The following is a 15,741-nucleotide window of genomic DNA, read 5'->3' as shown; positions in this document are numbered from 1 at the left end:
GGAGAGACCATGTATTTATGGGTAAAAGCCATTCATCTAATGGCGGTTGTTACTTGGTTTGCTGCGCTGTTTTATTTACCACGGCTGTATGTTTATCACGCTATGGCGCGAGACAAAGGTGATGAACAAGCGATCACTTACTTTAAAACCATGGAACGTAAGCTGTACCGTGGGATTATGACGCCGTCGATGATCGTTGTGCTGATCTTTGGCGGTTGGATGCTTTATCTTGTACCGGCTTGGTTTAGCCAAGGCTGGATGCACGCTAAGCTGCTGCTTGTTGCTCTTTTGATTGCTTATCACCACGTATGCTTAATATATTTGAAGCAGTTTGATCACGCCCGCTGCACCAAAAGCCATGTGTTTTTCCGCTGGTTTAACGAAGCACCCGTGATTGCGTTAATCGCGATTATTATCCTGGCGGTGGTGAAGCCCTTTTGATGCGCCAACCTCTTCCTCCCGTTGTTTTAGTGTTAGCCGGTCACGACCCCACCGGCGGTGCTGGACTGGTCGCCGATAGTGAAGCAATCGCCGCCTGCGGTGGTTGGGCGGTGACAATTCCAACTGCACTAACCGTTCAAAATTGTCATAACGTAATACGCATTTTGCCTGCAGATCCAGCAGCCATGAGGCAAATGGCGGAAGCATTAAGCGATATGCACATTGCGGCTATTAAGCTGGGGCTGTTGGCAGATGAAGCGACGCTGCGTGCAGCGGAACAAATTATCCGCCGTTTTCCTGGTATTCCGGTGGTTGCAGATCCGGTATTAAAAGCGGGGGGCGGTACTATGTTATCCACACCCGCCTTACAGCAGCTTTATCGTGATCGTTTGTTACCACTTGTGGATATAGTAACGCCCAACCGGTTTGAACTTGCGGCGCTGACGCCTGATATAACCGATCCTTTTGATGATACGGCCCGAGCCGTTGAGCTGCTGGCGCAGGGTTGCCAAGGTGTATTAGTCACGGCCACCGACGACCCGCTGCCAGGTAATACGCAACAGGTGGTGCATACGCTGCACTCCCCTGACACTACGCGCCAATGGCAGTGGCCACGTTTGCCCGATGTTTTTCACGGGTCTGGCTGTACCTTAGCCTCAGCGCTTGCAGCCCGCTTGGCTGTTGGTGAGCGCTTACCAACCGCTTGTGAGCAAGCCCAGCACTTTACTTGGGAGAGTTTGTCTCACGGTTATCAGCCGCCTAGCGGCCAGTGTTTACCGAAACGCTTGCCACGCCCCGTACGCTTTTGATCTCATGGGCAGTAAGCCATTACTATTGAGGATGCCATGACCACATCTGCAGAACTGTTTGACCTCGCCAGTCGTCATATTCCGGGTGGCGTTAATTCCCCGGTGCGTGCTTTTAAAGGCCTCCATCGTCCGCCAGTTTTCATGGAGCGTGCCCAGGGTGCCTATTTGTTCGATGTGGAAGGCAACCGCTACGTTGACTATATCGGCTCCTGGGGGCCGATGATCACCGGCCACGCTGATCAAGATGTATTGGCCGCCGTGCGTGCACGGTTAGATAACGGCCTCTCCTTTGGTACGCCGACGGCGGTTGAAACCACCATGGCCGACCTGATCTGCAGCATGATTCCTTCCATGGAAATGGTACGCATGACCAGCTCGGGCACCGAAGCGACAATGTCGGCGATTCGCTTGGCGCGTGGAACAACAGGGCGCGACAAGATTGTTAAGTTTGAAGGTAACTACCATGGCCATTCGGACTCACTGCTTGTTAAAGCGGGTTCGGGGGCGCTCACCCATGGGGAGCCTAGCTCACCAGGCGTGCCTGCTTCACTTGCTGAGCACACCATTACGCTTTCCTATAACGACCCTGACGGGGTAGAAGCCTGCTTCGCTGAGATTGGTGAGCAGATTGCCTGCATTATCGTGGAGCCGGTCGCGGGTAATATGAACTGTATTCCACCCCAGCCTGGTTTCTTAGAAATATTGCGCCGGGTGTGCAATGAATCTGGCAGCATTTTAATTTTTGATGAGGTGATGACCGGCTTCCGTGTTGCGTTAGGTGGAGCACAGGCACATTACGGCGTTACGCCCGACCTTACCTGCTTAGGTAAAATTGTCGGTGGCGGCATGCCGGTTGGGGCGTTCGGCGGTAAACGAGAGATTATGCAGAATATCTCGCCGTTGGGGCCGGTTTACCAAGCAGGTACGCTGTCTGGTAACCCCTTGGCCATGGCGGCTGGCGTTGCCCTGCTAACCAAACTGCAGGTACCGGGCTTCCACGATGCCCTGACCCAACGGGTGCAAACCTTGTGTACTGGCTTGCAAGAGCGAGCTAATGCAGCGCGCGTACCGATGATGACCCAGTCCGCCGGCGGAATGTTTGGAATTTTCTTCACCTCGCAATCCCGTGTGGATAACTTTGCTCAGGCGACCGCCTGTAATCCTGATGCTTTCCGTCGCTTCTTTGGTGCCATGTTAGACCACGGTGTTTATCTTGCACCTTCTGCCTATGAAGCGGGCTTTATGTCGAGTGCTCACACCCCAGAAGATATTCAGCTCACCTTAGACGCAGCCGAAAAAGCCTTTGCTGTTATGTAACGCTAGGTAACAAGCACGCCTACTGCCTGCTACACTTCAAGAGCCGCTCTAATTGAGCGGCTCTTGTGGTTAGTGAGGTAAACAACCCATGAAACGGCAGTCGGCTTGGCACTCTTCACGTGTTAACGGCGTATTGTTAACCGCCATTCTCACCTTTGGCCTACCATTAACAGGAATGGCCGCACAGGAGCAGGATATGACCCAGATCCACATCACCATGGGCGGCACACCCGGCGCAGAATTTTCAGCCCAGTGGCGTATCACCCACAACGATGAAACCATCGAGCACCCTGAAACCCGAGGCACAGTACCCGCTGAGTTCACTTTCGAAGGCACCACGCTAGAAGGTACGGTAAAGCTACTTAGCGATGACGAGCGTTTAGAAGTAGATATCGTGAAAGGCAGTAACCGCTCACGCTCTTCGACCCAAGGCAAAGGCGGTACGCTAACAGTTGTGGTGCGTTAATATTTACATAGAAACATAAAAAACCGCCCCTTCCAGGGCGGTTTGAGAGCATTGGCTAACCAAGGTTTAGTACTGGATGGTAGAGGCCCAGTTACCAGTACCGCTTTGGGTCACACTTGCAGAACTTCCTACTGTGCCTACTTGGGTTACTGTCGAGATGTTAGCACCTCCAAAAAGACCAAAACCACGTGCTTGTGTAACAGTTGCTTCATGGTCATTGTTTGACTGAAGAATATACGATTCATTTGAACCAAACAGTCCTGTCTGAGTGACATTTGCGATGTTATCATCGCCAAATTGGCTTATATAAGAGTTTGAACCTCCACTAACCTGTAATAACGTAGCAGAGTTGTCATTACCCTCTTGCTGGATGTCTGAATCACTGAAAGCACCAACTTGTGTTACAACTGCATCATTGCCACTGCCATCTTGACCTAATTCAGAGAAGTTATCGAAACCTCCTTGAAATACGTCAGCAGTATTGCCATCTGGGCCAATACGACGTTGGCGCATATAGGATGTGTTATTGAAACCTAGATCAAGATATGTTGCTTGGTTTAGCCCTCTGTTTTGCGCGATAGCACTTTCACCATTTCCACCTAACTGTGTAGCAGAGGCGTTGTTAGCATCCCCGGTTTGGCGAATAACACTATCTTGTGAAAAGCCTGCTTGAACGGATGATGCAACGTTATCTGAAGAGCCGTGCTGAATTACTGAGCGATTGTTGATACCAGTTTGGTCAATAAAGGCACTATTATTTTGGTTTCCACCTTGTTCAACTCTGCCTTGGTTATTTGTACCGTTTTGCAATACTTCTGCAAGGCCAGAATCTAAATCTTGGGAAACATATGAAACGTTATTTGTACCGAATTGATCAACATATGCTTCATTAGGGCCGCCTGAACCGGAAGCTTTTACTTGAATAACGTCTGACTGGTTACCAACCCCACCGCCTTGCTGAACACTTGCTTCGTTAGCATTGCTACCTGATCCTGTCTGATCAATATCAGATACATTTTGGCTAGTATCAGAGGTTGGACCAAGAAGGTTTAAAGCATTAAGAATATTGCTGCCACTGGGCACCGCAGGTTGAACATTATCCCAAGCATCATTGTCTCTGCTGGTATTAGGGTTATCAACCCCCCAAGAAACACTGTTATCAAGAGGTAGTTGCTGTGCAAAAGCCATACCGCTCATTGTGATGGTTACAGCAGCGGCTAGAGCAGTCATTTGAGTCTTCATTTTGTTTCCCCTTTTTTCGATCATTTTGCTTTTTGGTTGTCTATTGAGCTGCAGATGGCGGCTCAATAGGTATCGATAGTGACTGGACGTGCACTGCCCGAATTATTTTGTTGCTGGACACTAATGCCGCGTAAGCCACTGCCCGATTGTGAAATCGTAATATCGCCGCTAAAACCTGTTTGATATATATCTGCTCTTAGTGAAAATGTATTGCCTTGCTGACTAATATTGGCAGAATGATTATTACCGACTTGCCATATAACGCCGATATTATTGCCATTACTTTGTACTATCTCAGCATGATTGTTATTACCACGCTGATGAATATGAGAAAAATTAGCGAATTGATAACTAGCTGAACGTGATTGAGTAACACTGGCTTTATTACTGTTACCCTGTTGCTCAATCACACTAATATTGCCTTGTAAAAATGAGGTGTCTATCTCACTTACATACTGAGCAACTCTTGAGTTATCTGCTTGAGCAATCATATTCATTGCCAGCAAGCCAATCGTTAAAAGCAAAGCTATGCAGCTTTTATGATTTGCATTGCTCTTAGTCAGGCTTGAAGGTTTCATTTCTTACCCCTTTTGAAACTTTTTGTATCTTTATGTTTCGTATATTTAGTTTGGACTATTTGAAGAAAGTCGCCATAAGAAGTTTTATTGTTGCTGCGACTAAATTTTTGGTTTTTCTATTAAATTACTAGCTAATAAATTCACACCCCATTGATTAGATAAATCATTACGATAAAATTACATGGGTAAACGACGAAAATTAAAAAAATGGCCACTCTATGAGTGGCCATTAAAACGTTTATATTTTATGTGGTGTTCCCTTGATTTAATTATGCCATGCCTACAGCATGGGTATGGGGGCGTTAAGGTATTCGTCTAAGATAGATTCTTGTAGGCTGGCCCCTGGCGCTAGATTCCATAGCCGGTTTTCTATACCTCTAGCAATAAGATGGATGACCGCAGACTCAATCGCCGACATAACCGCTAGCTGCACAGGCTCATTGGTAGTGATACCTGCCTCGGCTTCTAATAATCGGCTAAAGTCGATAAAGCGATAAACCCCAGCTCTTAGCTCTTTGGAGTAGATCGTTTTGGTGGTCGTGACGTTGGCCAATATTTCGCCGGTTGATATTTCGACGGCACGTAAATTAACCGTCACCTGATCCACTTGGTACTGGCCTGATGCACCTATGCCGAAATATTCCGCACCGGCGCCTCCGGTTCGTATGTTGGATTCGTAGGCAATAATGCCCCCTTCAAGCATTACCGAGGCTGCCCTTAACGATGGTAACGTATCAGGCTGACCAAACCGCTCGAATTCTGCGCGAATAATACGACGTTCGGTTAATAAGTTCTGTAACCCAATCCGCTCTAGGGGAATAAACCAGCCAGAGTCTGAGAGGGCGCCGGTAAGCATTGCCGCTGCCCCTTGGGTCACCGCTGTAGAGAAGGTACTTGCAGGGGCTGGCCGGTATTGACCTGTTTGGTCGCGGAAGTCATATACGGAAACAAAAATCTTACCCGCTGGCGGCGGTAGCGCAACAAGATCCTGATAGGTTGAGCCTCGTGGTGTTAAGGTTGCTTCAGCACCTTCTAAATTTTCTGATGTGGCTACCACCCCTGCGCAGCCGCTCAGCAAGCTGACAATGATAAGTGAGGCAATGATTTTCATAGTGATCCCCTGATGAAGCAGTTAGCGTTAAGCTTTATTCTCAGTTGTTGGCTATTTATTCTGCTTTTTTGTTAAGGATTAAATAAACCACCAACGCTTATTTCAGTGACATCACCCGTTACCTTATCAACTACTCTAACCACTAGTTGGCCACTGTTATCGCTCACCACAACGCCAAACTCATCACTATCGAAACTACCTTCGCTAACTTCACCGCGGCTAACATCAGAGATAAGCTGTGATATCAAGCGGCTTTCTAAACTTTGTAGCAGTCGATCTGTGGAAGATAGTGATTGCACGCTGCGCGTATTTGGGTCTTTATTAGTATCTTGTGCTTGAGCTTTGCCCAATAAATAACTACCGGCAAATGGATCACCACCGAAAGAGGGATTAATCGGTTGGTAAATTAATTCTCCCGAGTATGCATTTGTTCCTATGCCCATTACTGCTATTAACGTAGCGCAGCGAATTTTTACGCGAATGTTCATTAGAATAACTCCTCTTTTCCCAGGTCTTTATCTGATATAAGGGCAGATGCCAGCTGCTGCTGGAGAAGTGCCTCTTCCACAACTTGTACAGCTTCTCCGGCTATGCGGTCAGCTTCGCTAATCCTGGGAGAGAGCTGTGTCCTAAAGTACATGCGGTTGCCTTCCATAATGGCAACCTGACTACCCCAACGTGCATCGGGGCGCTCCTGAATGGTAATGGTGGCGTTGCCTATTAGTAGGCTATCCATGGCTCGTTGGCTGAAAGCACGATAGAAGGTCTTGCCAGCCATGGTTACCGTACGGTCCACCATGACGCCAGTGAGTTCACTACTGCCGCTTTGTCGGGATTGGATTTCTGGGCCATCGGGGCTTGATAGCTGATTAATTGCATCTACTTCTTCTTGTTCGCTGGCGGGTAAAGAACTAGGCTCGTTAGCTAAGACGCTTGTTAGCAGCGCGAAATAGACGACAAACGTAAGTAATACAGAGCGAGGTAATTGATAAAGTAGATACATGGCGATAGGGTCCTTTTGAAAGCTACCGATGGCGTTGTAAACTACGTGCGGTTTCTATGTTAGGTAGAATGGGGCCAAGGTTTTGATGAATCCAATTAAGTGCTTGAATGCGGTTGTGTACATTAATTTTACGGAAAATGTTATATAGATGAGATTTGACGGTGTGTTCGCTTAAAAACAGTTTTTCGGCAATTTGTTGATTAGATGAGCCGGCGCTTAATAAAGAGATAATTTCCATTTCTCGGTTCGTTAAGCCACAGGCAGGTCTGAAAGCATTACTTTGGTACTTACGGTAGAAAAGTATTAACCTTGCCATCAGTTCACGAGACATCCACAGCTCATTATCTAATAAGGCGTGAATGCCTTTGCAAAATACCTCTAAGCTTTCGTTACGGTAAAAAATCCCTTTTAGTTGAGCGCAAGAAAGTGACTCTAACGCGTGATCCATATCGCGAATATTGAAGGCCGCTAGCGGTGCTTTTGCCAGTGCGTCAGGAAGCTTTTCCTGCCAGTTTGGTAATGTATCGGCATCAATGTGGTCGCTGTCTATAAGAATAAGTAACTTGCCAGCGATTGTTGGTGGAAGTACGGCATCAGGTGTGTAGGTATTAATTTTGCAGCCCGTCTGCGTTTGTAAATAGTCTACAAATAGCTGCAATTGCGGACTATTTTCAGTAATGATATACACCAGACCTGTGGTTTTTTCCTGCGGCATTGGTTAGTCCTCATGGAAAGAAAGCGTGAATAAGTCTGCCTTTGATTGTTGCCTATGAGATACATTTCGTAAAGTTATGTTACTATGAAACTAGTAAAATAAATTTGTATATCGTTATTTCTTTTTTATATAAACATTTAATCAGCTGATTAATAAGAATTTTATTTACTAAATTAGTATTTTAAGATTAATTCGCTAGATTACGTTTTGTAACATTTTCTGGAGTTTATACCCTCCACTTTTCCTGCGTAAACTGATGCTTTTTTATTTGGAGACATACGGATGTCATCTATTAAGACGCTGGTTTTAGCCAGCAATAATGTTGGGAAGTTAAATGAATTCAATCAGTTGCTTACTCCCTTGGGGTTAGATGTCCGCCCACAATCTGAATTTGGTGTGCAAGAGGTTGATGAAACAGGGCTTACATTTGTAGAAAACGCATTACTGAAAGCTCGTGAAGCAAGTAATGTGAGTGGATTGCCTGCATTAGCAGATGACTCTGGCCTTGAAGTAGACGCACTCAATGGTGCACCAGGTATCTACTCAGCACGCTATGCTGGAGAACCTAAAAGTGATGAGCGAAATAATGAAAAGTTATTAACGTCGCTTAGCCCCTATGCTGAAGGTCAACGTAGCGGGCGTTATTGGTGTGTATTAGTCTATTTACGCCACCCAGAAGATCCTGTGCCTGTTATTGTGCAACGCAGTTGGGAAGGTGAAATTCTGGCACATCCTCGCGGTAACGGTGGTTTTGGTTATGACCCCCTTTTTTGGCTACCGGATCAAGGAATGAGTGTTGCCGAGTTGCCCAGTGAAACTAAAAACCGGCTTAGTCATCGCGGACGGGCATTACAAGGTTTGGTAGAACTGTTGAAGGTGGCACATGGCTGAGCTATTGCCACCCTTATCTCTTTACATACATACGCCATGGTGTGTGCGTAAGTGCCCTTACTGTGATTTTAACTCCCATGAGCCAAGCACTGAGGAGCTGCCTGAAGCCGCTTATCTCACCGCCCTGCTCAATGATCTAGATGGTGATTTATCGTTAGCGGATGAAAGAGAGATTCAAACCATATTTATTGGTGGGGGTACACCAAGTCTCTTATCACCAGCTTTTTATGATCAATTATTCAAAGAGATACGCCTTCGGCTGCCTTTCTCTTCTACTATAGAAATTACCCTAGAAGCCAATCCTGGCACGACCGAGCAGCAGCGGTTTATTGGTTATCGAGAAGCTGGCATTAATCGTCTGTCTTTAGGAGTTCAGAGTTTTCGCCCTGAACAGCTTAGCGCGTTGGGGCGTATTCATAGTGGCCAAGAAGCTGTGAATGCTGTTCGCCAGGCCCGTGAAGCTGGGTTTGATAATCTCAATATTGATTTGATGCATGGGTTACCCAAGCAAACCCCGGCTCAAGCGATGGAGGATATTAATCAAGCATTGGATCTGGGACCAGAGCACCTTTCCTGGTATCAGTTAACGCTTGAACCTAATACGGCATTTTTCTCTCAGCCGCCTGTGTTACCAGAAGAAGAGGCACTCTGGGACATTCAAGAAGCTGGGCATCAACGCCTTGAGCAAGCTGGCTTACGACGCTATGAAATTTCCGCCTACGCGCGAGTAGAGCAACAAAGTCGGCACAATATTAATTATTGGCAGTTTGGCGATTACTTGGGTATTGGGGCGGGGGCTCATGGAAAGCTGACGACGGTTGACAGTCAGGGGCAGCGGCATATTGAAAGGCGCTGGAAAACACGTCAGCCAGAGGCTTATTTACGCCGTTCAAATGATCTGCGTGGCTTTGTGGCCGGCAAGCAGCCGATAGCAACACAAGAGCTGCCCCTTGAATTTTCGATGAATGCGTTACGTTTAATCGATGGCGTCTCCATGGATGTCTGGACGGCTTACACAGGGCAGCCCCCAGCCGTGTTACTTGCACGGTTACACAGCGCCTATGAAAAAGGACTTTTAATGGAAATGCCCGAAAAGCTGCGTGCATCGCCTCAAGGTCTATTATTCTTGAATGAATTGCTGACATTAATAAGCGATGAGTGATCAGCGATATATAAAGTAATTACCCTGAAGACTATCAAGGAGTGAGTGATGCGTATTTCTCGACTACTGACCCCGCTAGCGGCAGCCATTTTGTTAGCTGGCTGTGCTACCTCAGACCCTTATGGCGGTCAGACGCAGCGCTCTAGCACGGCGATGGGATCTGGCATTGGTGCTGCCATTGGCGCTGCTGCTGGTGCGCTGTCTGGTGATGGCAGTACTAGCCGTCGCGATCGTGCCTTAATTGGTGCGGCGGTGGGTGCGGCAGCGGGTGCCGGTGTGGGCGTTTACATGGATCGTCAGGAACAACAGCTGCGTGAAAATCTCCAGGGCTCACGCATTGAGATCGACCGTCGTGGTGACGATATTGTGCTTAATATGCCTAGTGGCGTTACCTTTGGTTTCGACTCAGCCGACCTTACCAGCGAAGCACGTAACTCACTTAACCAAGTAGCGAATGTACTGACCCAGTATCAGGATACTCGCGTCAACATTGCTGGCCACACCGATAGCACAGGTGATGCAAGTTATAACCAGCGTCTATCTGAGCGTCGTGCCCAGTCTGTTGGTAATTATCTTAGCCAAAATGGCGTTTCATCTGCCCGATTAAACACTAGGGGATACGGTGCGAATCAGCCGGTGGCTAGTAATGACTCTGAACAGGGGCGTGCACAAAACCGCCGCGTTGAAATCACCTTGACTCCGACGGGAGATGGACAAGGCCAACGCTAACGATTTGTAACCTCGGCATTGCCGATAAACGCCCGCTATGCTCACATAGCGGGCTTTTTTCGATTCTCTGTTAGCGAGCGACTATGCTGTCTTACCAACACGCTTACCATGCCGGTAACTTTGCCGATGTGCAGAAACATTTGACGCTTTACGCAGTGGCTGAGTATTTATTACGTAAAAAAACTGCCATTACATATGTAGATACTCATGCGGGACGGGGTCTTTATCCCCTTAACACCAAAGAGACTCAGCGGCTTCAAGAGTACCGCGAGGGCATTTGGCCTCTATGGCAAGCACGTGGACAGCTAACGGACCCTTTACTAAACAGTTGGCTAACCACGTTGGGCACTGCCCAGCCCAATGCTTCCGAGCTAACCCATTATCCTGGTTCACCGTGGTGGCTTTCTCAGCCGCTGCGTGAGCAAGATCGCCTGACGCTATTTGAGCTTCACCCAGGTGAGCATGAGCACTTAAGCGCACAGTCGCTGTCTCCTCAGGCGCAACGAATCTATGGAGATGGCCTGGCAGGCTTGAGTGGGCTAGTGCCTGTTGCAACACCGCGTTTATGCGTGTTGATTGACCCTAGCTACGAACGTAAAGCGGAATATCTAGAGGTGGTTGATGCGGTGGCTTATAGCTTGGCAAAAGTGCGACATGCGGTGTTACTGGTGTGGTACCCATTGCTACCAGCAGGCAAACACCACTCGCTGCTAAATGGCTTGAGGGAAAGTGGCATCCGTAAAATTTGGCGCAGTGAGCTTCAACGTTATACGCCCAACGAGCAGAGCCATGGCATGTACGGTAGTGGAATGCTGGTGATTAACCCGCCCTGGGGATTAGATGAGCGTCTAGCGGCGGCAATGGGCCACCTTACGCCGCTGCTAGGCACTGACAGTGACTATCGATCAGAGTGGCTGGTAGGCGAATAGCTTGTTAGTCACTGCCTGTTATTGACCGAAGCAGATGATTATTTCCCGATACAAAAACTGCCAAAGATTTCGCCGAGCAGGTCGTCAGCGCTAAATTCACCGGTAATTTCGCCTAACGCCTGCTGAGCATCGCGCAAGTCTTCGGCTAACAATTCCCCTGCACCGTAGCCATCTAGCTGGGCGCGTCCAGTTTCCAGCGCAATCATGGCGCGGTCTAAGGCGTCTAAATGACGACGACGGGCTGAGAATCGTCCTTCAGTAGTCGCAGAAAATCCCATGATGTCTTTTAAATGAGATTTTAAGTTATCCACACCCACACCTGTTTTCGCGGATAGCCTTATCGTTGGTGTGGTTGTGGATAAATCAATGCCAGCTTGTTCGGCACTTGTATCAATTTTATTTCGCACTAGCGTTAGACGCGTTTGATCGGGGAGTCTGGCGACAAATTCCGGCCAAATAGTCATAGGATCGGTCGCATCAGTCGTGGAGGCATCTACCAATAGCAGCACGCGGTCGGCTTTTTCTATCTCTTCCCAAGCGCGGGCAACGCCTATTTTCTCTACGGCATCGGGAGTATCGCGTAACCCTGCGGTGTCGATAATATGCAGTGGCATGCCATCAATATGAATATATTCCCTCAGCACGTCACGCGTGGTGCCAGCAATATCCGTCACAATGGCAGTATCTTGTTCGGTCAGTGCATTGAGCAAGCTAGACTTACCGGCATTAGGTCGTCCAGCAATCACCACACTCATTCCTTCGCGTAATAGTGCCCCTTGGCCTGCGGCTTTGCGTACCGCTGTCAGCGCTTGCTGAACGCTATCTAAACGGTTGGCGACGTGGCCATCGGCTAAAAAGTCGATTTCCTCCTCTGGGAAATCAATCGCCGCTTCGACGTAAACCCGCAGCTCAATGAGGCGTTCCACTAATGCCGAGATGCGCTGGGAAAACTCGCCCTGCAACGAGCGTACCGCATTTTCGGCAGCGGAACGGGAAGTGGCATCTATCAGATCGGCAATGGCTTCGGCCTGGGCCAGATCCAACTTGTCGTTTAGAAAGGCTCGTTCTGAAAATTCACCCGGGCGTGCTAGACGTGCACCAAGCTGTAGGCAGCGTTCAAGCAGCATATCCATAATGATTGGCCCGCCATGTCCTTGCAGTTCAAGCACGTCCTCGCCGGTAAATGAGTGGGGCCCGTTGAACAGTAGGGCTATGCCTTCATCAATAATGCTCTCAGCGGCGTGAAACGGGCCATAGTGAGCGTAACGAGGGGAAGGGCAGTGGCCAAGTATGGCGGTGGCAATATCGTGGCAGGCAGGACCTGACACGCGAATAATGCCAACACCGCCGCGGCCAGGAGGCGTTGCTAGAGCGGTAATGGTGTCTTGGGTGTAAAGTCGGTCGGCCATGGCGCTTCTCGTTGGTGTATGGCGAAGATTGTCGCGTTGTTCATCCTAAAACGCCAGACCCCCGCTAAGGCGGGGGTCTGGGAGTAGGAGAAGGGTGCGTGTTACTTGGTTCGCAACCCTTTGCCGACGTTCGGATCATTCTCAATATTACGCGTAATGAGGTACTGCTGCGCCACCGAGATGATGTTGTTGACGACCCAGTAGATAACTAGACCTGCTGGGAACCACAAGAAGAAGAAGGTGAAGATAATCGGCAACATCTTCATAATCTTCGCCTGCATGGGATCGGGCGGTGTTGGGTTCAGCATCTGCTGAACGAACATCGAGATCCCCATCAGAATTGGCAAGATAAAGTACGGATCTTTCACTGACAAATCTTGAATCCAGAATATGAACGGTGCATGGCGCAGTTCAACAGATTCAAGCAGCATCCAATAAAGGGCAATGAACACTGGCATCTGGACAAGGATCGGTAAACAGCCACCCAAAGGATTAATCTTTTCCTTCTGGTAGAACTTCATCATCTCTTGAGACATTTTCTGGCGATCATCGCCATACATCTCTTTGAGACGCTGCATTTCCGGACCAAGCTTACGCATGCGCGCCATTGACTTGTAGGCTTTAGCAGATAGCGGGAACAGCACCAATTTCACTAGTACGGTCAGTAAGACAATCGACCAACCCCAGTTGCCAACGATGTCGTGGATCTTGTCCAGCAACCAGAACAGCGGGTTGGCGATAAACCACAGCCAACCATAATCGACGGTTAAGCGTAAGTTGGGAGCAACTTGCTCAAGGTAATCTTGAACTTTGGGCCCCATGTACAGCGTTGCGCTTAGCGTTGCCTCGCCATTAGCGGCCACACTGCTCGTGGGGCCAGCAAATGCTACGACATTACGATCACGTGAATCGGTAGTGACATAGTAAAGGTTTTGCTGATCCTGAGCAGGCGCCCAGGCAGACACAAAGTAGTGTTGGATAATGGCAATCCAACCACCTTGAGCTTCACGGTTTTCAAAGTTACGGCTCTGAATAGCATCAAAGTCGATCTTTTCATACCGTGCGTCTGGAGTAGAGTAAGCAGCCCCAAGATAGGAATTCATGCCCATGGCAACGCCACTAGAGGGATCGGGGCTGTTATCGCGGGCAAGTTGACCTATAAAGCGTGCGCTAACCGGTGATTCGGTGTTATTAGCTAAATAGTAGCTAACGTTGACCGCGTAGTTGCCGCGTTCAAACGTCAGGCGCTTAATAACTTCGACGCCGTTAACTTCCGCTGTTAAATCAACACTTAGCTGCTCTTCATTGTTACCTAAGCGGTACTCGGTACGCTCGGGCGTGAAGGCAATGCGGCTAGCCTGACCGTCCAGTTGAAGACCTGAACGGGCGACGTAGCTGCGTGATGAGTTATCAGAAAGCAATACGTAGTTACGATCTGAGTCCAGCGTTAACTTATGCTGCGGTAGGGCGGCGTACACGATATCGCCACCGTGCGGGTCAATACGCACGTCGAGAACATCGGTTGTAACAGCAATAAAGTCTCGGCTTGATGCGTTGCTTTCCATTTCCCCAGGCATACCTTCACTAATGGCATTCTGAGGAGCTGACGAGCTTGGCACCGATAAATCATCACTATCATTACTATTGATAGGTGAGCCGTTGCTGCTTTGGGTAATCTCAGGCGTCGAATCGACGCTTGTTTGCCCATAATCCTGATTCCACTGTACAACCAATAGATAGGCAAGTACTGCCAGTGGAATCAGTAATAAAAGTCGTTTTACGTCCATGAGGGTTCTGCCCGATGGGTGGTGAACATGCTAATGGCGCAGTGTCATCTACTCGACCTCATTTACTCGACCCATGACACACGAAAGCCTGCCAGGCGGCAGGCCGAGGTCGAGCGGCGAGGTGTGTCGTCAAGCGTCACGTGTTACGCCATTAGGCGGGGAAGATACAGACACCGCCTGTGCGTCTCTCTGAAGCCGTTTCCACATGCCATTTAACTGGCGTGTAAGCGTTTCGTTGTCGATATCTTGAACGCCGCGTTTTGCCAATATCACAATATCCACAGAGGGCAAGTGATCTTGGCGGAGACGAACAGACTCTCTAACAAGTCGCTTAAAGCGGTTGCGATCAACAGCGAGCTTCACATTTTTTTTGCTGACCACCAGTCCAACGCGGGGGTGACCCCGGGTACTCAAACGCGCTAACGCCATCATACCTTTGCCATGAACCTTTAGGTCTGCTTGTTCAAACACGTGACTAAAATCCCCAGCGTTTAGCAAACGTAAGCACCGGGGAAAGCCTTGATGCGGCACACGCAATCCGAGATCAGGCGCTCAGACGCTTGCGGCCTTTGGCGCGACGGCGTGCAATAACAGCACGGCCATTTTTGGTTGCCATACGAGCACGGAAGCCATGCGCGCGCTTGCGCTTGAGAACGCTGGGTTGAAAAGTGCGTTTCATAACTCGTTATTCCCACGTGGTTTAGGACGGAAAGTGAATTCCAAAATACCCGGTCCAGTGAGGAACTAGCCGGGGAGTTTTAATTCAAGACCGGAAATTGTAGAGACTTCCCGCGTCAGGTGCAATTTTTCCTTGCATAAAAAGCATGAAAAAGGCAATGGCGGTTGTTTGTATACGTTTAGCATTGCTTCCTACTATGAATCTATTATTACTAAGGGAGTTATTTAAAACCTACTGTTATTAATAGTGGGGATACTAATTGTGGATAAGCTATTTTAGCTTATTTTTATCAATAGCTTAAAATCATAAAAAATCTGTGCATAACCTTCGGATAAGCCTTAAATAAACTGTTAATTAGGTGTGCTCAACAGGTTATAAAATACATCAAAACAGGTTTGTGCTTGATCGATTACCAGCTTTTCCCTATATCTCATGAGTAGTTGTCCACAGGGCAAAAAGAGGCTTGAGTGCGT

Annotated in this window: 18 protein-coding genes; 8 read left to right on the top strand and 10 right to left on the bottom strand. The window is 48.4% G+C overall.

What is annotated here, in order from left to right:
• Positions 1-9: 9 nt before the first annotated feature.
• The 4 genes from hemJ (at position 10) to M0220_RS07760 (ending at position 3,033) form a co-directional block, all read left to right on the top strand.
• Positions 10-441, top strand: coding sequence for a protoporphyrinogen oxidase HemJ (hemJ, locus tag M0220_RS07775; RefSeq protein WP_030071624.1), 432 nt, complete (start codon positions 10-12; stop codon positions 439-441).
• Positions 441-1,250 (top strand): bifunctional hydroxymethylpyrimidine kinase/phosphomethylpyrimidine kinase, encoded by an 810-nt coding sequence (gene thiD, locus M0220_RS07770; RefSeq protein ID WP_030071626.1) that lies wholly within the window; start codon positions 441-443, stop codon positions 1,248-1,250. The genes hemJ and thiD overlap by 1 nt, the downstream gene beginning before the upstream one ends.
• A gap of 36 nt (positions 1,251-1,286) precedes the next feature.
• Positions 1,287-2,567: a glutamate-1-semialdehyde 2,1-aminomutase gene (gene hemL / locus M0220_RS07765; protein ID WP_264019069.1), complete on the top strand. Its 1,281-nt coding sequence runs from the start codon at positions 1,287-1,289 to the stop codon at positions 2,565-2,567.
• 88 nt (positions 2,568-2,655) lie between these two features.
• The gene (locus tag M0220_RS07760; protein WP_264019068.1) at positions 2,656-3,033 is read left to right on the top strand and encodes a hypothetical protein; all 378 of its coding nucleotides are present in this window, start codon (positions 2,656-2,658) and stop codon (positions 3,031-3,033) included.
• Between the two features lie 66 nt (positions 3,034-3,099).
• On the opposite strand, the gene M0220_RS07755 is transcribed toward M0220_RS07760, so the two are convergent.
• The 6 genes from M0220_RS07755 to M0220_RS07730 all read right to left on the bottom strand — a co-directional run bounded on the left by M0220_RS07755 (position 3,100) and on the right by M0220_RS07730 (position 7,682).
• The gene (locus M0220_RS07755) at positions 3,100-4,341 is read right to left on the bottom strand and encodes a hypothetical protein (RefSeq protein ID WP_264019067.1); all 1,242 of its coding nucleotides are present in this window, start codon (positions 4,339-4,341) and stop codon (positions 3,100-3,102) included.
• The gene (locus tag M0220_RS07750) at positions 4,338-4,853 is read right to left on the bottom strand and encodes a hypothetical protein (protein WP_264019066.1); all 516 of its coding nucleotides are present in this window, start codon (positions 4,851-4,853) and stop codon (positions 4,338-4,340) included. The genes M0220_RS07755 and M0220_RS07750 overlap by 4 nt, the downstream gene beginning before the upstream one ends.
• Before the next feature lie 280 nt (positions 4,854-5,133).
• Positions 5,134-5,964, bottom strand: a complete 831-nt coding sequence (locus M0220_RS07745; protein ID WP_264019065.1) for a CsgG/HfaB family protein — start codon at positions 5,962-5,964, stop codon at positions 5,134-5,136.
• Between the two features lie 71 nt (positions 5,965-6,035).
• Entirely contained in the window at positions 6,036-6,452 is a 417-nt protein-coding gene (locus M0220_RS07740) for a curli assembly protein CsgF (RefSeq protein WP_030071638.1), read from the bottom strand.
• The gene (locus M0220_RS07735; RefSeq protein WP_030071641.1) at positions 6,452-6,967 is read right to left on the bottom strand and encodes a CsgE family curli-type amyloid fiber assembly protein; all 516 of its coding nucleotides are present in this window, start codon (positions 6,965-6,967) and stop codon (positions 6,452-6,454) included. The genes M0220_RS07740 and M0220_RS07735 overlap by 1 nt, the downstream gene beginning before the upstream one ends.
• 22 nt (positions 6,968-6,989) lie before the next feature.
• Positions 6,990-7,682, bottom strand: coding sequence for a response regulator transcription factor (locus M0220_RS07730; protein WP_264019064.1), 693 nt, complete (start codon positions 7,680-7,682; stop codon positions 6,990-6,992).
• 282 nt (positions 7,683-7,964) lie between these two features.
• Here M0220_RS07730 and rdgB point away from each other — a divergent pair, with 282 nt between their 5' ends.
• The 4 genes from rdgB to M0220_RS07710 all read left to right on the top strand — a co-directional run bounded on the left by rdgB (position 7,965) and on the right by M0220_RS07710 (position 11,393).
• A complete protein-coding gene (gene rdgB / locus M0220_RS07725; protein ID WP_030071642.1) occupies positions 7,965-8,573 on the top strand; it encodes an RdgB/HAM1 family non-canonical purine NTP pyrophosphatase in 609 nt (202 codons plus the stop codon).
• Positions 8,566-9,735, top strand: coding sequence for a radical SAM family heme chaperone HemW (gene hemW, locus M0220_RS07720; RefSeq protein ID WP_264019063.1), 1,170 nt, complete (start codon positions 8,566-8,568; stop codon positions 9,733-9,735). Before rdgB ends, hemW begins: the two co-directional genes overlap by 8 nt.
• 48 nt (positions 9,736-9,783) lie before the next feature.
• On the top strand, positions 9,784-10,464 hold the full coding sequence (locus M0220_RS07715) for an OmpA family protein (RefSeq protein ID WP_030071646.1): 681 nt from the start codon (positions 9,784-9,786) through the stop codon (positions 10,462-10,464).
• 83 nt (positions 10,465-10,547) lie between these two features.
• Entirely contained in the window at positions 10,548-11,393 is an 846-nt protein-coding gene (locus M0220_RS07710) for a 23S rRNA (adenine(2030)-N(6))-methyltransferase RlmJ (protein ID WP_264019062.1), read from the top strand.
• Between the two features lie 38 nt (positions 11,394-11,431).
• Here the strand turns inward: M0220_RS07710 and mnmE are convergent, their stop codons facing one another.
• The 4 genes from mnmE to rpmH form a co-directional block, all read right to left on the bottom strand.
• Positions 11,432-12,802, bottom strand: a complete 1,371-nt coding sequence (gene mnmE / locus M0220_RS07705) for a tRNA uridine-5-carboxymethylaminomethyl(34) synthesis GTPase MnmE (protein ID WP_264019061.1) — start codon at positions 12,800-12,802, stop codon at positions 11,432-11,434.
• A gap of 101 nt (positions 12,803-12,903) precedes the next feature.
• Positions 12,904-14,589, bottom strand: a complete 1,686-nt coding sequence (gene yidC, locus M0220_RS07700; protein ID WP_030071653.1) for a membrane protein insertase YidC — start codon at positions 14,587-14,589, stop codon at positions 12,904-12,906.
• Between the two features lie 129 nt (positions 14,590-14,718).
• The gene (gene rnpA, locus M0220_RS07695; RefSeq protein ID WP_030071655.1) at positions 14,719-15,120 is read right to left on the bottom strand and encodes a ribonuclease P protein component; all 402 of its coding nucleotides are present in this window, start codon (positions 15,118-15,120) and stop codon (positions 14,719-14,721) included.
• Positions 15,121-15,133: 13 nt separating this feature from the next.
• A complete protein-coding gene (rpmH, locus tag M0220_RS07690; RefSeq protein ID WP_009723348.1) occupies positions 15,134-15,268 on the bottom strand; it encodes a 50S ribosomal protein L34 in 135 nt (44 codons plus the stop codon).
• Positions 15,269-15,741 lie beyond the last annotated feature (473 nt).

Origin of the sequence: Halomonas qinghailakensis, assembly GCF_025820815.1 — a bacterium.
GTDB classification, from domain to species: domain Bacteria; phylum Pseudomonadota; class Gammaproteobacteria; order Pseudomonadales; family Halomonadaceae; genus Vreelandella; species Vreelandella qaidamensis.
The sequence above is the reverse complement of the archived record's forward strand: the minus strand, read 5'-3'. Positions and strand labels throughout refer to the sequence as shown.